This window comes from Treponema paraluiscuniculi Cuniculi A, from assembly GCF_000217655.1.
Lineage (GTDB): Bacteria > Spirochaetota > Spirochaetia > Treponematales > Treponemataceae > Treponema > Treponema pallidum.
The window spans coordinates 640,164-656,926 of record NC_015714.1 but is presented as its reverse complement, the minus strand read 5'-3'; the positions used below and the strand labels follow the sequence as shown (position 1 = coordinate 656,926).

The window sequence follows — 16,763 nt, the reverse complement described above, 5'->3', positions numbered from 1 at the left end:
ATGCAAGTAGAGTATCAGAAACACTCCCGCAGAAAGGACGCGCGGGTGAACGATTACCGCGCCTATAAGACTCCACAGGTGCACCCTTTCCATGGCGGATCCCTCGGCATGTGTGTTTCGTTCCTTAAGGATACCTGGGCACAAACCCTTGACGTGGTGCGCAAAATGCTCGACCATGTGCCCGCGCGTGCCGTGCGGCAGTGTCTCGGTCCCGTGTGCATTTTGTACCATAAGTTTCAGGAGGAAATGTCCTATGCAGCAGCGCTTCTTCTTACTCGGTGTCTGCGCTTTTGCTTTTGGCGTCCCGGTTTTTCCCCAGCAGGGCACGGATCCAAGTGTGGGTGCTCAGGCCGGTGCGGGCGACGGAGGCATGATGACCGTCGAGCAAGCCTATCTGAACTCTGCAGAGGGTGTGGTGATCAAAGAGATGGTTGAGAGCAGGGGGCATGATTCAAAGGTGCTCGCGCTCCAGTATATCCAGGAGGCACTTGAAGGCGGACGTGGTTCTGACGACCTCCAGGAGGCGCTGAGTCGGTTGGCCACTGCTGGATTGTTCCGCGTGATCCGTGAGCAAGGGCGAGTGATTAATGATTTCCCCGACATCCGCCTGCGTGCTTGCGAGCTACTCGCCCGGTTGCCTTCGGCTCGTACCAAGGACGCTCTCATCCAAGTCATGTGTGCTGACCGTGAGCCTTCGGTGGTGAGGGCGGCGGTTAAGTCGTTAGGAGAGGTGGGTATCAACGAGCAGGACGAGACAACCGCCACTATTGGCTGGATTAGTCGGAAGTTTTCCGCTATTAACCCGACAGGTTCTCTCGCGCTTGAGATTTTGAACACGTACGAGCGCCTTGCTCCCACGGTGCGCGATAGGCGCGCCGTGGTGGAGTCTATCATGGATATCGCTGCCGACGGGCGCTACGCAGCTGCAGTGCGCGCTCGCGCGCTCGAAGTGGTGAAGGGAGTCGTTTCTGGCGGCAAGTGACCTGCTGAAGGGGAGCGGGCGGACGGCCCCTGAGTTGCCAGCTTGACTGGAAGGAGCGTAGGGCGCGGGGCGCCCGTTTACATGGGTAAGAGGATGGAAGATGCGGGATTTGAACCCACCGCCTTTGGCTCCGGAGGCCAACGCTCTATCCGAATGAGCTAATCTTCCCTGCCCTGTAACCTGCTGCGGGCCTGGGAAGGTCCACAGAAGAGGCGGGCAACCGTATTCCATACGTCTGATTTTAGTCAAGGTGACCGTGTGTGAGGGGACGCGTTTTTCTGTCCTCTCGAGAATATCCCCGCGCGTGTGCGTGTGGTGAAAGAGAGAAGGATGAGAGCCTCGGCGCTCTCTGTGGAGGAATGGTATGGCAGTGGTGACTATCAAAAATCTGCTTGAATCTGGGGTTCATTTTGGCCATCAGGTCAGGCGGTGGGATCCGCGGATGAAAAAGTATATTTTCGCGGAGCGTAACGGTATTCACATCATTGATCTGCAAAAGACGATTACGGCCATCCGCGAGGCGTACGACATGGTGCGCAGGACTGTTTCCTCAGGCAAGTCCGTTTTGTTTGTGGGCACAAAGAAGCAGTCGCAGCAAACCATTGCCAAGGAAGCGCAGCGCTGTGGGATGTTTTATGTGACTAACCGTTGGCTCGGTGGCATGCTCACCAACTTTTCCACCATAAGGAAGAGTCTTTCGCGTCTCAAGAAGATAGAACGCATGGAGATAGACGGTGCGTTCGAGCATCTCTCTAAGAAGGAGGTGGCGTCTTTACGCAAGGAGCACGCGAAGCTAGAAAAGAATTTGGGCGGCATAAAGGAAATGAAGGAGCTGCCGGGTGTAGTGTTTATCATTGATACGCGTAAGGAGACTATCGCTATCCGTGAGGCGAGGCGAGTTGGTATCCCGATTGTTGCGGTGGTGGACACCAACTGTAATCCTGAAGGTATCGATTACCCAATCCCCGGGAATGACGATGCGATCCGTGCCATTTCCCTTTTTACTCAACTCATTGCCAATGCGGTTATGGAAGCGGGTAACGAGCATGGTTTGAAAATCATTGAGAACTTGCAGGATGAGGAGAGTGGCGATGAGCTTGATGAGTCCGTTTCTTTGCACGAAGAAGGGCGCGAAATTACTGACTATGAAAATTATACTCCTCCTGAGGAGCGTGAATATTCTGTGAACGATGAAGGCGATGTGTTTGATGAGGATGAGTCGCTCTACGAGGGGCGTTAGGTGTGCCCTCCGCGGTCTCTTTTGGGATGTGTGTCTGGGTAGGCATGTTTGCATCGAAGTCTGATCGGAAAATGCTGTCAGGAGGGGTACATGGAGATTGCTGCTCGCGACGTTAAGTCTTTGCGTGATAAAACCGGGGCCGGGATGATGGAGTGTAAGCGTGCGCTCCAAGAGTGTGCAGGGGATGCTCTGTGTGCAGAAAAGCATCTTAAGGAGAGGGGGCTTGCTGCCATCGAAAACAGGCGTGGGCGTGCCACTGCTGAGGGAGTCATCGTTATTAAAGCACGGCATGCAGAGGGCGCGGCCTGTGGGGCGAGCGCTGTAGCAATGGTTGAGCTTGTTTGCGAAACAGATTTTGTGGCAAAGAACGCAGAGTTCATCGCCCTTTCTGAGCGTATAGCTCAGGCGGTGCTCGAGCACGCGTACACTGAGGTAAACCAGGTGCTGCGCGATATGGTGGTGGACCTCGCAACGCGCGTACGGGAAAATATGAGCTTGACGCGCCTTGCGCTCTTACGTGCCGGCAGTGCCGGTGCAGGTCAGTACCTTTCTCACTACGTGCACCCTGATAAAAAAACAGGGGTAGTGCTCTCCTTTTCCTCCGATGCGCCAGATGTGTTCCTGCGATCCGATGTGCAGGCCTTCGCGTATGACTGCTGTTTGCACGCGGCGGCATATACCCCTCGCTACGTGTGCGCAGAGGACGTGCCTGCTGAGTATGTGCGGGAGCAGCGTGAGGTGTTCCAAGCGCATGTTGCGTCTCTCCAGAAGCCTGCGCATGTCAAGGAAAGTATCGTGCAGGGTAAACTAGAGAAGCATTTGGCTGAGATCTGTTTTCTGAAACAGCCCTTTGTTAAGGACGACAAGCTTTCTGTTGAAAAAAAGATGGCAGAAGTGGGTGCCTGCGCAGGGGGTGCGCTTCGGCTTGCTCAGGCACTGATATACCAGCTAGGGGTACAGTGAGTGGGGAGCACGGATAGATCCTGCCATTCTGCAGAATGGGGAATAAGCGGGCGTGAGGGAGCTCGTGCTTCTCTCTTGCCGCACTGTGTTGTGAGGGGAAAAGATGGGTATCGCTGAGTGCTATGAGCAGAAGATGAAGAAGTCCCTCTCAGCGCTGCAGGAGGGTTTTAACACGCTGCGTACTGAACGTGCGACTGCACATTTGCTTGATCAGATTACTGTCGACTACTATCAGCAACCAACCGCGCTTAGTCAGGTGGCTACCGTTTCGGTACCCGAGGCGCGTTTGATCATTATCCAGCCTTGGGATAAAACGCTCCTTGCGGATATCGAGCGTGCAATTTTGAAGTCAAAATTGTCGCTCAATCCCTCCAACGACGGCAAGGTTATTCGTCTAGTGATTCCTCCACTTACCCAGGAGCGAAGGAAGGAGCTTGTCAGGCAGGCGCGCGCGTTAGCCGAGCAGGCGCGCGTTGCTATTCGCAATATTCGCCGTGAGGGAATCGAGGAAGCAAAGCGCGGGCATAAGGAGGGACTGCTAAGCGAGGATGCACTGAAAGCAGCAGAAGAGGCCTTCCAAAAAGCGACTGACGCTTCTGTCGCAGACGTTGCACGGTACTTGGCCGAGAAGGAAAAGGATATCCTGGAAGGTTGAGTGCCGTGCAGCACGTGGCCATCATCATGGATGGAAACGGGAGATGGGCAGAAAAGAGAGGGTTGCGGCGCAGTGCAGGGCACCGGCGGGGGCTGCAGACAGCGCGAGAGATTGTCGCGGCGCTGTGCGCGATTCAGGTGCCTTTTGTTACTCTGTATGTGTTTTCTACTGAAAATTGGAAGCGCTCTGCGCATGAAGTGCATTTCTTGATGAATTTAATCAGGTGGTATTTGAAAAAGGAGATGTCGTTCTATGTGGAGCATACCATTCGCGTAGTGCACCTGGGTTGTGCGCAGACACTTCCGCCTGATGTGCGCAGCCAGATAGAGTATGTTGTGGAGCGCACTCGGTCTCATCGGGGAACTACTGTTGCGCTCGCTATAAATTATGGGGGAAAAGATGAAATTTTACGTGCGGTAAAAAAGGTTTTGTGCAGCACTTCGTGCCCGGATGGTGAGCTTCTCACCGAAGAAGCTTTCGGCGCGTGCCTTGATGCGCCGCAGTTGCCGAGTGTCGACTTTCTCATCAGAACAGGGGGTCAGCAACGCATGAGTAATTTTTTGCTTTGGCAAAGCGCGTACGCGGAGTTCTATTTTACCGATATCCTGTGGCCTGACTTTCGGGTAGAAGACATGCTGCGCGCCCTGGATGAGTATCGCCTGCGCACGCGTACCTTTGGGGGTTTGGAATGAGCGCGGAAATAAAGAGGCTGTTAATCTTTTTTTTCGGCGTTCCAACTATTCTTATGTTGGTATATGCGGCACCGCATGCACACTTCCTAGCGTTCCATTTGGTTATCTTCGGATCAGTTATGGGTGCGGTATGGGAAATGCATGCGATGGTGTCGCGCAGGATGTGCACGTACCCACTGGTTTTGTTGATCCCTTTCAGTCTTGTGCTTCCGCTTTTAGGATATGCAGCGCTGTGGCAGCCTGCACGGGGCGCTGAATCTGTCCTTTTTATTGGAGCACTGGGCACGCTGCTCATGAGTGTTTTTTTCACCGAATTGGTGTATTCGTTTTCTGCTTCTTTTGAAAACGCCCTTGAGCGTATGGCCTCGGCACTGTTGCTTGTTTTGTATCCAGGTATCTTTAGCCTTTTTTTTTCGCTCATTACGCGGTGGCGTCATGCAGAGATCGCATTGGTAATTTTTTTTCTCATGGTTTTTACGTGCGACTCTTGTGCATGGTTCTGTGGGACGCTCTGGGGAGTTAACAACAGAGGGATAATTCCTGCAAGTCCTAAAAAGAGTATTGCAGGTTTTATTGGAGGTTTTGCCGGTTCGGTAGGTGCAGGGTGTTTTGGCTCACTTGTATTTGGTTCGCGTGTGACGCTCTCTTTGGGGATGCTCATGGGTGTTGGAGCCTTGGTAGGACTGACTGCCATTGTAGGCGATCTAGTCGAGTCGGTGATGAAACGTTCGGCTCAGGTAAAGGATTCAGGATTTTTTACCCCCGGGCGGGGCGGAATTATGGATAACCTGGATTCGCTTGCGCCGTCACTGGGGACTTTTTACATTGCATGTGAGTGTTTTGGGATCGCTGCAGTATGAGTGTGCGACGTGTGGTAGTGCTGGGCATTACTGGTTCTATTGGAGCTGCAGCACTCAAACTTCTGCGTCGGTTTCCCGATCGGTTCTTGCTGGTGGGCGCTTCAGGTCACCGGCAGACCGAGTACGCGCGGGCGTTGGCGCGCGAGTTCTCTTTATCAGATATCACTATGACTGGCTCATGTTCTGAGCAAGAAGGTCGCGCACGCATAAAGCGTCTGCTTTCTTCCTGTGAAGCAGAGGTGGTGGTAAACGGTATTGCCGGCGCTGCTGGTCTTTTTGCCTCTCTTGAGGTGCTCAAGACGCGTTGTACGCTCGCGTTAGCAAATAAAGAAAGTGTGGTACTTGCAGCTTCTCTTTTGCATGCTGCGGCACGCGAAAGTGGGGCAACAATCGTTCCTGTAGATTCAGAGCATGCTGCTATTTTTCAACTTATTGCAGCGCACGGCGCGCATGCGGTGGCGCAGGTAGTGCTCACTGCGTCAGGTGGTCCATTTAGAACCTTTTCAAAGGAGTGCTTAGCGCATGTCACGGTGGAAGATGCGCTTCAACATCCGACGTGGCGTATGGGGAAGAAGATTTCTGTTGATTCTGCAACACTTGCAAATAAGGCACTGGAAGTTATAGAGGCAGTGCAGTTTTTTCGTATACCGGTGGATCGGGTCACGGTGGTGGTGCACCCTCAGAGCATAGTGCATGCGCTGGTGCAATGTCATTCGGGAGAAACGTATGCGCAGCTTTCTGTCCCTGATATGGCGTCGCCGTTGCTGTATGCGTTGCTGTACCCTGACGCGCCTCCTGCGTATCAAACTCCGCTTGATTTTACATCGGGACTGTCTTTGCATTTTGAACCTCCGAGGGTAGATGACTTTCCGCTGTTGCGTATGGGTTTTGATGTTGCACGGGCGCAGCGTGCGTATCCTATTGCCTTTAATGCAGCAAATGAGGAGGCGGTGCGTGCGTTCTTGCAAAGAAACATTGGGTTTTTAGATATCGCACACGTGACTGCACAGGCGTTGCAAGAAGATTGGCGCGCAATTCCCCAAACGTTTGAAGAAGTTATGGCGTGCGATACGCGTGCGCGGATGTGTGCGCGGACGTGCATTGCACAGAGGTGGAGAGAGAGGTGATTAAGATAATTATTGGCGTTGTGGTGCTTGGTATTGTGGTGTTGTTTCATGAACTGGGGCATTTTGTCGCCGCGCTTTGGTGTCGAGTGGAGGTGCTCAGTTTTTCTGTCGGTATGGGGCCGGTCCTGTTTCGAAAGAAATTTGGAAAAACGGAATATCGCCTTTCGATGCTTCCTCTTGGGGGATATTGCGGTATGAAGGGAGAGCAAGCGTTTCAAACGGCGCTTGATCAAAAACTTTCCCATATTCCCGTTGAGCCCGGTTCACTGTATGCAGTAGGACCGCTCAAACGCATGGGTATTGCCTTTGCAGGACCGCTGGCGAATGTGCTTATGGCGGTAATGGTATTGGCATTGGTTAGTGCGCTTGGCTCGCGTGTGCACACATTTGGAAACCGTATTTCACCGGTGTATGTATACGATAGTTCTGATAACTCGCCTGCACGCCGCGTGGGACTTCAGGACGGGGATACAATCCTGCGCATTGGTGATCAGCCGATACGCTATTTCAGTGATATTCAAAAAATTGTGTCACAGCATGCGCAGCATGCATTGCCATTTGTGATCGAACGGAGGGGGCAGCTTATGCACGTGACCATTACGCCTGATAGAGATGCGCATACTGGTATGGGGAGGATTGGTATTTACCATTACGTACCGCTAGTTGTTGCGGCGGTTGATGCACACGGTGCTGCATCGCAGGCAGGTCTTGAACCTGAAGATAAAATTCTTGCAGTAGCAGGACGCCGTGTGCAACACGCAGTACAGCTCCTTGCGCTGCTCAAGGAATTTCGAAAAAAGTCAGTCGTATTGACTGTGCTGCGTTCAGGGAAGAGGCGATATCATACCATTGCGTTAGTGCGCACAGAAAACGGGGCAATAGATGTTGGTATCGAATGGAAAGCTCACACCGTGGTTATACCGGGAACTTCTTTTTTTGCAAGTGTCCGTGCGGGTATTGCAGAAACGTTGCGTATGTGTGTATTGACGGTGAAGGGTATTGGTATGCTCTTTCGGGGCCTGCAATTTCAGCAGGCTATCTCAGGCCCATTAAGGATTACGCATGTGATAGGAGATGTGGCCCAGCATGGTTTTCAGGAGAGTTTTTTAACGGGACTGTCACAATTATGCGAGTTTGTGGCACTCGTGTGCGTCTCTCTCTTTATTATGAATCTACTCCCCATTCCGATCCTGGACGGCGGTTTGATTTTATTCGCATGTGTTGAATTGTTTATGCAAAGAAGCATACACCCGCGTGTGTTGTACTATCTGCAGTTTGTAGGTTTTGCGTTTGTTGCATTGATATTTTTATGTGCGTTTTGGAACGACGTGAATTTTTTGTTTCACTAGGAGTGAGTGATGCAGTTACGGTGTGCGTGTGAGCGGGTGTTCGATATTGAACATGAGACGGTAATTTCGCTTGATGAGCACCCGGAGTTTGTTGCGCGTATACAGCAAGGGGATTTTTTAAGTTACCAGTGTCCGGCATGTGGTGCGCGTATTCGTGCCGAAATAAAAACAGAATTTGTGTGGCATGCAAAGAATGTGCATTTGCTTTTGGTTCCTGAGCGAGAGCGTTTGCGGTGTTTGGCTTTTTGTGCCGGTATGCATATGAGCGACGGAGATAGTGCTGACTTTTGTGAACCCTTTGTCTTACGGGAGCACCAGACACCCGTGATTGGCTACGCAGAACTTGCTGATCGTGTTGCAATACTAGCATGGGATTTGAACCCTGAAATTGTTGAAGCAGTAAAGTTTTTTGTGTTGGAAGGGGCACCGCATCTAGGAGACAAGAGAGTTTCGTGTTTTTTTGAACGTTGTGTCGGGGACACCGGATCGCGCGTGATGGAGTTGCACGTGTACGGTATCAGAGAACAACAAACGGCAATTATGCCAGTTCCCATGAATGTGTATGAACGCGTTGAGCGAGAGCGAGGTAAACGAGCGGAGTTGTTTGAGGCGCTGTACGTTGGGGCGTATCTTTCATACAAGAATGTTTTTACTGACGCGTAGCGCCCGCACAGCGAGCAGCATCTGGTGTGCGTGGTGTATAGGGTGTTGTACGCTTGGGCTTTTTGCAGACAGTGTAGAGAAGCGCGCAGCGAAGGATGTGTTTACTGAACCGGCGCGCTTTTATCCCTCACAAAAATCAACGCTTGAATCTGCTCGGTCTGATACATCTAAATCTGAGAATGTATCTTCTTCCGTTCCTTCCCACAGTCAGCAGGAGTTGGCGCCAGACCCTGCCACGTCTGCGCGTAACTCTGTGTTGCCCCCTGCTCCTCCTGAAAGGAGAGAGAAGCAGGGGGCTGCGGTGCATGGGGCGGAAGTGACGCGGGCGGGAGCTGTCAGCCCGCGTTTTGTAGGGGGACTGACAAAAATACTGGCCGCCTCTGACCATACATTCTTCGCTGCAGGAAATGATGGGTTTCTCACCCAGTACACGTATCCGGATTATAAACCGGATACGTGGCAGATCACCCCTGTTTCTATCAAACACTGTGCAGTGCATCCGGACCGCGCGCGTATTGCCGTATATGAAACAGATGGACGCAATTACCACCGAGTCAGTGTGTGGAATTGGCGCACGAAAGAAATACTTTTTGCAAAGCGTTTTACCGCATCGGTTGTGTCACTCTCGTGGATTGTGCAGGGAAGTTTTTTGAGTGTGGGAACAGCATCGCGCGAAGGTGTGACGGTGTTAGATGGGAGTGGAAATACAGTTTCTCTATTTTCGGAAGAGCCTGGGGTGGTGTTGTTGACTGCGAGTGGACCGCGCCTTGTGCTCAGTTATGCAGAATCCGGACGCCTCACGTACGTAGATTACAGCAAAAAGACAACCGTCAAACGTCTTCTTACCGAAAAGAATCTCCTGTCTCCCATGTTAATACATAACGGTGCACATCTTGTTGGTTATAGAGACCAACGTGTGTATGTCATCCAGTCTTCAAGTGGCGCGGTGCTCACCGAGTACCCTGCACGGAGTGCATGTTTTGCGCATACATTCAGCGATAGTCTTCCTGTGTGGATAGAGCCTGCTGAGTTGAAGTATCACTGGCGTATACGGAAAGCTGCGCAGCGTTCTGCTGATTTTATGCTTCCTGACAATGCTCGCATAACAAGTGCGTGCTCGGTTCGCACGCGGGTCATCGTAGGAACCGATCGCGGGATCCTCTATGAATTGCAGCAGGGAGATGACAGGCGCGTAACTATCCGCGCACTCAATGGCGAGCGTCAGATATACGCAAGCGATGTACATGGTGCAGATGAGGGCGCGTATTTTTTAGCAGACGGATCCCTATATCACAGCATGGCGTCCGGGGGACCGTATCGTGTTTTGGTGCGCGGAGTAAAAGGAACTCGGTTTCTGCCTTATCGTGATGGTTTTATTGTGTGGTCTGCAGGGAAAGAAACAGAGTTTCTTCATTATGCGCAAAAGACGAGTCAACACAGGATGATATATCGCGCGCGTTCCACGGTAAGCGGCGTGTCGGTGTATGGGCATATGTTGGTGATTACTGAACCTTTCTCTGGAGTATCGGTGGTGGATATTGAGCGGGGGATACGAGTTTTTTTTCACAAAGCGATTGGTATGCAGGATTCGCTATTGATTACTGATGACGTAATTGTAGCCACTCAAAGCGGTTTGCAGCCACTTGTCCTGCTGCATATGCGTACGGGGGAGACATATACGCATGCGGTAGGAGGCGATTTTGCCTTTGGTGTCCGCGCGCATGATACACAGCATGTATATTTTTTTTCATTGGATACGAATGCAGGCACGACTGATTTGATCCATCTTCGTCTGCAACTGCAGCAACCCACAGAAAGTGTTGTGCGACGCATCCTCTCTTATAAGGATGAGGATATAGATGCGCATATGGTGATGCGGCGTTCACTGTTGGTAACTAATTTAGGAAAAGGGGCGCTTGTCGGACATCGCGTGCAACAGGCGCAGGTGTATCGTATGTCCCGTGCGTATGCGTTACCAAAAGTTGCTGCAATCACGTCGAACGGAGTTGTCAGCGTGAATTACGATGGTTCAGTTTCGTGGTATGAAGGCGACGGTGCGACATTGAAAGCAACCGAATTTATCCGGACCGAAGATTTTTGAACGGGTACACAAGGTGCGGTGTATTTTGTAATTCGGCACGGTGGTATGAATGCTTCCTAGTTGGTCTTGACAGGGAGCTCCTTCTCGGGGGAGGATGGGCGGGGTAGATGTTGGTTCGCTACAGTTACGATGCAAAGGGAAGGCGGTTGGGGCGTGCGCTGGTGTACACTGAGTCGGAGCACGGTATACCTCGGCAGAGCGTTGACGCTGGGGCGATAAGGGTTGTAGAAGCGCTGGTGGGTGCGGGGTATGAAACCTATATCGTCGGTGGGGCGGTAAGGGACCTGGTTGCGGGAAGGACACCAAAAGATTTTGACATTGTTACAGGCGCAGTTCCCTCTAGGATTCGTAGGTTGTTCAGGAACTCGCGCATTATCGGCAGGCGCTTCCGCATTGTTCATGTGTCGTGTGGCTCGCAGCTGTACGAGATTTCCACCTTTCGCTCTCGTGTGGGGGAAGGTTCGGTGTGTGTTCCTGGCACGTTGGAGGAAGATGCATGGCGGAGGGACTTTAGTGTCAATGCCTTGTACTATGATCCTCTGAGAAATGTGGTGATCGATTGTGTCGGTGGAATGGTTGATCTGAAGAGGCGTCGCGTGCGGCCGCTCATACCTCTGCGGTCCATCTTTGTAGAGGACCCAGTGCGCATGCTCCGGGCATTGAAGTGCTCGGTGATGTGCGAGTCTTCCATCCCTTTTTCTGTCCGCCGCAGTATTCGCCGCAGTGTTTCCCTTCTTGGGGGGTGCTCTCCCTCCCGGTTGACCGACGAATTTGTAAAAATCCTCTTTTCCGGTCGGAGCGCCGCGCTTGTGCGCGCCTTATGTGGGTACCAGCTCCTTCTGTACTTGCAGCCGTCTGTGCACTACTTTATGCGGGGTGTGCCGTGCTTTGAGAGCGCTTTTTTTGCAAGCTTGACGGTGCTAGATCAGGCTTTTGTGTCTGGGAGGGTGAAGCGTGTGGGGCAAGCGCTTACGTACGTGCTGCGCGATTTTGTCGGCCTGGTGTTTGGTCATGCAGACGCATCTGATGAGGTGTACATAAGGGTGTATCGAGCATGTCGCAGTTTTGTGTTGCCAATGAATCCTCCCCGTGTAGAATTGGAGTATGCGGTGCGCTCTTGTTTGGGCGGTCGGGGTTTCGCGGCGCGCGCGGCGTGTACGCCTTCGGGTCGGTTGTGTGCGCGAGAGAACGGGGTGAGGTGTGTTTTTTCTTCCCCGTAGGAAGATAAGGTGGAGTTTGTTTCATGAGGTTTGTTTTTCTTGGTCCTCCTGGTGCCGGTAAGGGTACGCTTGCAGGTGAAATTTCTGGGCGTTGTGGCGTTGTGCACATCTCCACAGGGGGTATTCTTCGGGCAGCAATTCAGAAACAGACGGCATTAGGTAAAAAAGTTCAAAAAGTAGTTGAAGTGGGCGGCTTGGTAGATGACCAGACCGTTACGGAGCTGGTGCGGGAGCGTGTCAGTCACGAAGATGTGGTTAGCGGTTTTATTCTAGATGGGTTTCCTCGCACTGTCACGCAGGCTAGGTGCTTAGAGGACATTGTGCCGATAGACTACGCGGTGAGTATTGTAGTACCGGACGATGTCCTTGTTGCGCGTCTTACTGGCCGCAGGGTGTGTTCGGCCTGTGGGAGCAGTTATCATGTGCTCTTTGCGCAGCCTAAGAGAGAGGGTGTGTGCGATCGGTGTAGAGGAGTACTGGTCGTGCGGGAGGATGACAAGATGTCGGCAATTCTTCAGAGGCTTACCGCCTATCGAGCGCAGGCGGAGCCCATTGTCCACTTTTACAGTGAGCGGGGGAAATTAGTTTCTCTTAATGGCGCTCCGCCGATATCGGATGTAGTGTTGGAGTTTCAAGAGCGTTTTGCACAATCACGGTGAGCTCGATGTATGTGGGGGGGGGTGCGTCGTATGGTACCTGCTTTTTTGCAGGTCGTATTTCCCCTTGTTGGTTGTGCACATCATATTTTGTGGGGGCAGGGCTATGAGAAAGGTTATCATAGTATATGGTGTCGTACTGTGTCTGTGTGTGCCGTGTTTCACAGCAAGCTCGGACAAGGCGGCGCAGGTGCCGTCTGTGCAGAAGGAAATGGCCGATCCGGTGGAAGGTATCTGGAAGAGCGTTGATGACAATACAGGGAAACCCACTGGTGTGTGGCGGTTGTGTGTTCAGGATGGTAAGCTCTTTGGCAAGATGCTCGTGTGCATGGGGAGGGCTCCGAATGCGGCGGTGGTTTCGTGTACAAGAACGTATCCTGATTTCCCCAAGAAGGGAAACGTCGCCAATATGCCCTTGGTTGGTACGCCCTTCATCTATAACCTCGAGCGTACTTCTCCAGGCTCCTGGGGTGGTGGGTACGTAATAGATCCTGCAAGCGGTAAGTACTATTACTGCAAAATTAATTTCATCCCTGCGGACGGGAAGAGCTACAAGGTTGATACGCTGCAGATGCGCGGAGAAATCAGCTGGGGGATTGGCAGAAGCCAGTACTGGCTCAGGTCTTCCCAGACGGAAGTCGATGAGCTCATAAAAACCAACGTGGTGGCGCACACGTTCGTGCCTGCTTCTGAGTAAGAGGACCGACTCCACCGGCAGAGAGACATGTTCTTCAGTACAGTACGGAATCCACCAGGGCCTTGAAATCGCGGTTGAGGTGGTTTCCTTCCTCCTTACTCACCCGAATGGTGAAAAGACCGTCCTCGGTGCTGACGATGCTTTCCACAGGGCTGAGAGAGGGGCCGTCTTCTCCCGTGACTACTTCTAGGCAGTCGTGGACAGCGTGGCTCTCATAAAAACAGCAGGGACGATAGTCGAAGACGCCTTCGATATATTCGAGGACTGCTGAGTCCCGCACGACGTCGCCGGGCTCTGCGTTGCGGCCCAGGAGTTCTGTAAGTGTCGCCGGCACGTACTCGCTGTGCGTTGAAAGCTGGGGTGTTTTTGAGAGGAGCGCGTCTCCCGCAGCCGCGTACTCGCGTGCGCTTTCTTCAGCAGTCCCCTCGATACTCTCGACTTCCTCCAAGGGGTCCAGGTCCTCTTCCGGACTGGAATCGGAAGGCAAAGAGACTGCCTCGTCAGGGAGTTCCTCCAGCGCCTCGTCGAGCTCTTCATCGGCTGTGTCCGCACGCATCGCCACAGGTAGCACGGCCTCCCCACTTGCAAGGTTCTGCGCGAGCACTTCCCTGACAAGCTGTTCGATTTGCGCGCGGTTCATAGCACGCGCACCACCGTAACCATGCTCCAAGGTGGAGAATACGTCATCCCAACCCTTACTGAGGAGCGCATCGAGCTCGCGTCCCCGCCTTATACGGAGACGCCTGGGAAGAGACTTCTTCATTTCTGCATCTGTTTCCCGCCTGCGGTGTTCAAGTCGGGTTCGCACCTCCTCCCACTCGAGTGATTCCTTCTGTTCGAGACAACTGTGTAGGAGCTGCGCGTGGAAGTGTATCAGCCTGTCTCTCAGTTTTGTGAGGGGGTCCTGGCGAAGGCTGAGCAACTGGAATACGAGCAAAAAAGTAGTCACAACAGCAACCATAGCGACAAGGCCCTTCGTCAGAGGGGTAAAGCCAAACAGCAAGACGGGCACTGCCTGTGCAATGACAAAGGCGCCTGATGCATTACTGAGCAGTGCCCAGTCTTCGTGCTGCTCACTCCTGACTGTCTGTACCCTGAACTGCTTGCGCTTCCACTCTGCAAGCACAGAGGGTTTGAGGGAACGTACCCCCTCATGGGGGATACCAATAACGATGCCACCGAAGGTGTAGTCATCAGCGGAAAGCGGAACAATGCTGTCTGTGATCTTCAGTTTGTTTTCCGCAATAAGGTGGGTGCCCAAGGCACGCAAGGACAAGTAGAAAAGAATGCGTCCACGATATTCCCCGTAGTTCCCCAGGGAGGGGAAAGAGTACAGCAGCGCATCATGGTACTCGTCGATAATAACCTTCGGTTCAGGGGAATGCTCCCCTAGAAACTGAAGAGGGACGTCGTGCTCCTCAGCGTTGTACTTTCTGTAGGTTACAGAACCACTGTCAGCAAGGAGAACGTCGGACTCAAAGGTGGAAAAATGGATATTTGGTTTCTGCGCCTCAACAATACGCACCCCTTTGAGACCAGCGACAGAAGACAAGAGCGCACTGGCCTCCCGGGCACGTTGTGTAATGTCTTCAGCCTTTTGCGCAGGATCGAAACTACTTCTGACTGCATCAAGCGCACAGAACTGAGAAAACAGGGGCCGATATCGACTGTGCCAAGCCTCACTTGCCTTACTGACCTCACGCAAGTTGGTAGAGAGCGCACTGAGAACAGTCGGTTGGTAAAAGTGTCTTTCAAACTCGGCAAAAGAAGCGCGTGGTACGCAGAAAAACACCCCCACCATAAGGACGAGCGTCGCGAATAGACTGAGAATAACCTTAACGCCTGTGTTCACCGGTCGCGCCTCGCGTATACGTGGGGTAAGAACATGCAGCCCTGCGCCCCTTCTCGGCAAAAGAAGCGCATTCCTTGAGCACATGGTGCCATGACTTTTCATAAGTGTACCCTGTGGTGTGTGAGTAGGGGAAGAGAGGGGGAAGAAGCTCCCTATGGCAACAGGATGTGCGTACGTGCAAGATCCACGCATGAAGAAAGTGCGTGCGTCATGCATTGTTCCTTAGACGAGGGTGTGCACACGGAGCGTCGTGCCGCTTCTTGCCGTACGGCAAGAAGCGCAATCCACAGCGCATAGCTTCGTTCTTTACTTTGCCAAGACAGGGCGTGTGGATACTGCAGTGCGATTGCCTGAGCATGACGGCATGATACCGTGTACACATCTGCGCTTCTGCGAGACGCGCGTGTCTGAGCATGCTTTTTTGAAAGCAAACGAGAATTGTTCCGTATTTTCGCATTTGTGTAATTTTTCTTCAGTTGTGCGGTCATGCGTAATAGGGCTGTATCTATGCTGTTGTGAATGCTTTCAGGAGGTGCATACACGTGCAGCCGACGCATAGGAGAAAACCGCGCTACCAGCGTGCGTGCACGAACGAGTTCTTTAACACTTGCGTGCGTTGCACGAACGCAGGATTCTGCATAGGTAATGTGCTCCTTCTCATCTGTGCCGAATACTTCTTTGGGAGAAAAGTATTGCGCAGGAAAATCATCTGCATGCACCACTATATTTTGTTCTTGAAAGTCATAGCGGTTCCCCTCGGAAAGGATTTTACGTACAGCGAGTAATTCCGGCCGGTATTCGAAGTGCATAGTGTCCCACAGCATCCAGTGTCCGCCCCAGATAAACCCTTCGCTTTCGAAAAGACTGATGATTTCTGCAGGTGGAGCCCAGCGCTTTTTTATGGGGATGTGCATCCAATCTTCGTTATGCGCAGCTTCCCAATTCCAGTACATGGTGTGGCGTTGCCAATTCTTGGGCATAAGATCCAACGCGATCCCCCAGCTGTGGTTACTCTTTTGTCTAGAATCAGAAATCTCACGCCAGTTAAAGCCGTCGACGCGTAAAAGATCCTCGATAAACTTTTGTACGTGAGCATGCGTCTTCGCGGCAGTGAGGATTTTTTCCTGTACTGCGTTTAAGCGTGTGATGAGTGCTTTGTGTACGTATACGGGCTTTCCTAAGAACATATAGCCGCGCGCGAGACGAGCGTTGATTTCCGAACGTGTGGCAGGACCGTAGAGCCACGTGAAAAAAGCGTCGTGATAGGGTTTTGTAGCGCTGCGTTTAATTGCAAGCGTCTTAGGCCTAAGCGCGTGTATTTCTTCTGGAAAAAGGTGCGCGGGGTCTAGGACTTCTCGCGCGTAGACATAATCGATGATGGGGCGCCAGTCGTGGGCTTGATCACGGTGTTCTCGAGGTAAAAGACGACCCTCTGCCCAGTAGAGGGTGCGCCCATCTGAACGGATAAGCCAGTCCTGTTCCCGCGGGTCATAGGCAATGACCGCGTTGAGATGAGGATATGCATCCTGGATGGCGCGCAGAGCAAGGGGCGCGTTGTTAAGATCGTAGAACGTGCGGTCACGGTTTCCGAAGTGCGCAGCGCAGGGGAGCGTACGCAGAAGAAGCGCGAGTGCCACTGTGCGACGAAAGACCACGCCCGGTGTCTCGGCGCATTATACGCGCGGCTAAAGAAATCATAGGCAGCA

15 protein-coding genes and 1 tRNA gene are annotated in these 16,763 nt (G+C 52.5%); 13 read left to right on the top strand and 3 right to left on the bottom strand.

The window, feature by feature from the left end; translation table 11 throughout:
* The first annotated feature begins 91 nt into the window (after positions 1 to 91).
* A complete protein-coding gene (locus TPCCA_RS02990) occupies positions 92 to 982 on the top strand; it encodes a HEAT repeat domain-containing protein (protein WP_193386043.1) in 891 nt (296 codons plus the stop codon).
* 94 nt (positions 983 to 1,076) lie between these two features.
* On the opposite strand, the gene TPCCA_RS02985 is transcribed toward TPCCA_RS02990, so the two are convergent.
* A tRNA-Arg gene (locus tag TPCCA_RS02985) sits at positions 1,077 to 1,150 on the bottom strand.
* A gap of 196 nt (positions 1,151 to 1,346) precedes the next feature.
* Here TPCCA_RS02985 and rpsB point away from each other — a divergent pair.
* The 12 genes from rpsB to TPCCA_RS02925 all read left to right on the top strand — a co-directional run bounded on the left by rpsB (position 1,347) and on the right by TPCCA_RS02925 (position 13,205).
* Positions 1,347 to 2,222, top strand: a complete 876-nt coding sequence (rpsB, locus tag TPCCA_RS02980; protein WP_013945236.1) for a 30S ribosomal protein S2 — start codon at positions 1,347 to 1,349, stop codon at positions 2,220 to 2,222.
* A gap of 90 nt (positions 2,223 to 2,312) precedes the next feature.
* Complete coding sequence (gene tsf / locus TPCCA_RS02975) at positions 2,313 to 3,185, top strand: translation elongation factor Ts (protein ID WP_013945235.1); 873 nt, start codon at positions 2,313 to 2,315, stop codon at positions 3,183 to 3,185.
* Positions 3,186 to 3,288: 103 nt separating this feature from the next.
* Complete coding sequence (gene frr, locus TPCCA_RS02970) at positions 3,289 to 3,840, top strand: ribosome recycling factor (RefSeq protein ID WP_010882050.1); 552 nt, start codon at positions 3,289 to 3,291, stop codon at positions 3,838 to 3,840.
* A 5-nt stretch (positions 3,841 to 3,845) separates the two neighbouring features.
* Entirely contained in the window at positions 3,846 to 4,532 is a 687-nt protein-coding gene (locus tag TPCCA_RS02965) for a di-trans,poly-cis-decaprenylcistransferase (RefSeq protein ID WP_013945234.1), read from the top strand.
* The gene (locus TPCCA_RS02960) at positions 4,529 to 5,392 is read left to right on the top strand and encodes a phosphatidate cytidylyltransferase (protein ID WP_010882048.1); all 864 of its coding nucleotides are present in this window, start codon (positions 4,529 to 4,531) and stop codon (positions 5,390 to 5,392) included. The genes TPCCA_RS02965 and TPCCA_RS02960 overlap by 4 nt, the downstream gene beginning before the upstream one ends.
* Positions 5,389 to 6,519 (top strand): 1-deoxy-D-xylulose-5-phosphate reductoisomerase, encoded by a 1,131-nt coding sequence (gene dxr, locus TPCCA_RS02955; RefSeq protein ID WP_013945233.1) that lies wholly within the window; start codon positions 5,389 to 5,391, stop codon positions 6,517 to 6,519. Before TPCCA_RS02960 ends, dxr begins: the two co-directional genes overlap by 4 nt.
* Positions 6,516 to 7,868, top strand: coding sequence for an RIP metalloprotease RseP (gene rseP, locus TPCCA_RS02950; protein ID WP_013945232.1), 1,353 nt, complete (start codon positions 6,516 to 6,518; stop codon positions 7,866 to 7,868). The genes dxr and rseP overlap by 4 nt, the downstream gene beginning before the upstream one ends.
* Positions 7,869 to 7,874: 6 nt before the next feature.
* Entirely contained in the window at positions 7,875 to 8,531 is a 657-nt protein-coding gene (locus TPCCA_RS02945; RefSeq protein ID WP_193386042.1) for a CpXC domain-containing protein, read from the top strand.
* A gap of 97 nt (positions 8,532 to 8,628) precedes the next feature.
* Positions 8,629 to 10,632, top strand: a complete 2,004-nt coding sequence (locus tag TPCCA_RS02940) for a hypothetical protein (protein WP_245522084.1) — start codon at positions 8,629 to 8,631, stop codon at positions 10,630 to 10,632.
* A gap of 107 nt (positions 10,633 to 10,739) precedes the next feature.
* Positions 10,740 to 11,852, top strand: a complete 1,113-nt coding sequence (gene pcnB / locus TPCCA_RS02935) for a polynucleotide adenylyltransferase PcnB (protein WP_013945229.1) — start codon at positions 10,740 to 10,742, stop codon at positions 11,850 to 11,852.
* Between the two features lie 23 nt (positions 11,853 to 11,875).
* On the top strand, positions 11,876 to 12,511 hold the full coding sequence (locus TPCCA_RS02930; protein WP_010882041.1) for an adenylate kinase family protein: 636 nt from the start codon (positions 11,876 to 11,878) through the stop codon (positions 12,509 to 12,511).
* 103 nt (positions 12,512 to 12,614) lie between these two features.
* On the top strand, positions 12,615 to 13,205 hold the full coding sequence (locus tag TPCCA_RS02925; RefSeq protein WP_013945228.1) for a DUF2147 domain-containing protein: 591 nt from the start codon (positions 12,615 to 12,617) through the stop codon (positions 13,203 to 13,205).
* 34 nt (positions 13,206 to 13,239) lie between these two features.
* Here TPCCA_RS02925 and TPCCA_RS02920 read toward each other — a convergent pair whose 3' ends face one another.
* Together TPCCA_RS02920 and TPCCA_RS02915 are read right to left on the bottom strand one after the other, a co-directional pair.
* On the bottom strand, positions 13,240 to 15,273 hold the full coding sequence (locus TPCCA_RS02920) for a hypothetical protein (protein ID WP_013945227.1): 2,034 nt from the start codon (positions 15,271 to 15,273) through the stop codon (positions 13,240 to 13,242).
* Positions 15,210 to 16,712: a M15 family metallopeptidase gene (locus TPCCA_RS02915; RefSeq protein ID WP_013945226.1), complete on the bottom strand. Its 1,503-nt coding sequence runs from the start codon at positions 16,710 to 16,712 to the stop codon at positions 15,210 to 15,212. Before TPCCA_RS02915 ends, TPCCA_RS02920 begins: the two co-directional genes overlap by 64 nt.
* Between the last annotated feature and the right edge of the window lie 51 nt (positions 16,713 to 16,763).

Excerpts from the sequence above, each read along its gene's own strand:
- TPCCA_RS02990 (WP_193386043.1), top strand. The coding sequence starts at position 92 with ATGGCGGATCCCTCGGCATGTGTGTTTCGTTCCTTAAGGATACCTGGG.
- rpsB (WP_013945236.1), top strand. The coding sequence starts at position 1,347 with ATGGCAGTGGTGACTATCAAAAATCTGCTTGAATCTGGGGTTCATTTT.
- tsf (WP_013945235.1), top strand. The coding sequence starts at position 2,313 with ATGGAGATTGCTGCTCGCGACGTTAAGTCTTTGCGTGATAAAACCGGG.
- frr (WP_010882050.1), top strand. The coding sequence starts at position 3,289 with ATGGGTATCGCTGAGTGCTATGAGCAGAAGATGAAGAAGTCCCTCTCA.
- TPCCA_RS02960 (WP_010882048.1), top strand. The coding sequence starts at position 4,529 with ATGAGCGCGGAAATAAAGAGGCTGTTAATCTTTTTTTTCGGCGTTCCA.
- dxr (WP_013945233.1), top strand. The coding sequence starts at position 5,389 with ATGAGTGTGCGACGTGTGGTAGTGCTGGGCATTACTGGTTCTATTGGA.
- pcnB (WP_013945229.1), top strand. The coding sequence starts at position 10,740 with ATGTTGGTTCGCTACAGTTACGATGCAAAGGGAAGGCGGTTGGGGCGT.
- TPCCA_RS02930 (WP_010882041.1), top strand. The coding sequence starts at position 11,876 with ATGAGGTTTGTTTTTCTTGGTCCTCCTGGTGCCGGTAAGGGTACGCTT.
- TPCCA_RS02925 (WP_013945228.1), top strand. The coding sequence starts at position 12,615 with ATGAGAAAGGTTATCATAGTATATGGTGTCGTACTGTGTCTGTGTGTG.
- TPCCA_RS02920 (WP_013945227.1), bottom strand. The coding sequence starts at position 15,273 with ATGCATGACGCACGCACTTTCTTCATGCGTGGATCTTGCACGTACGCA.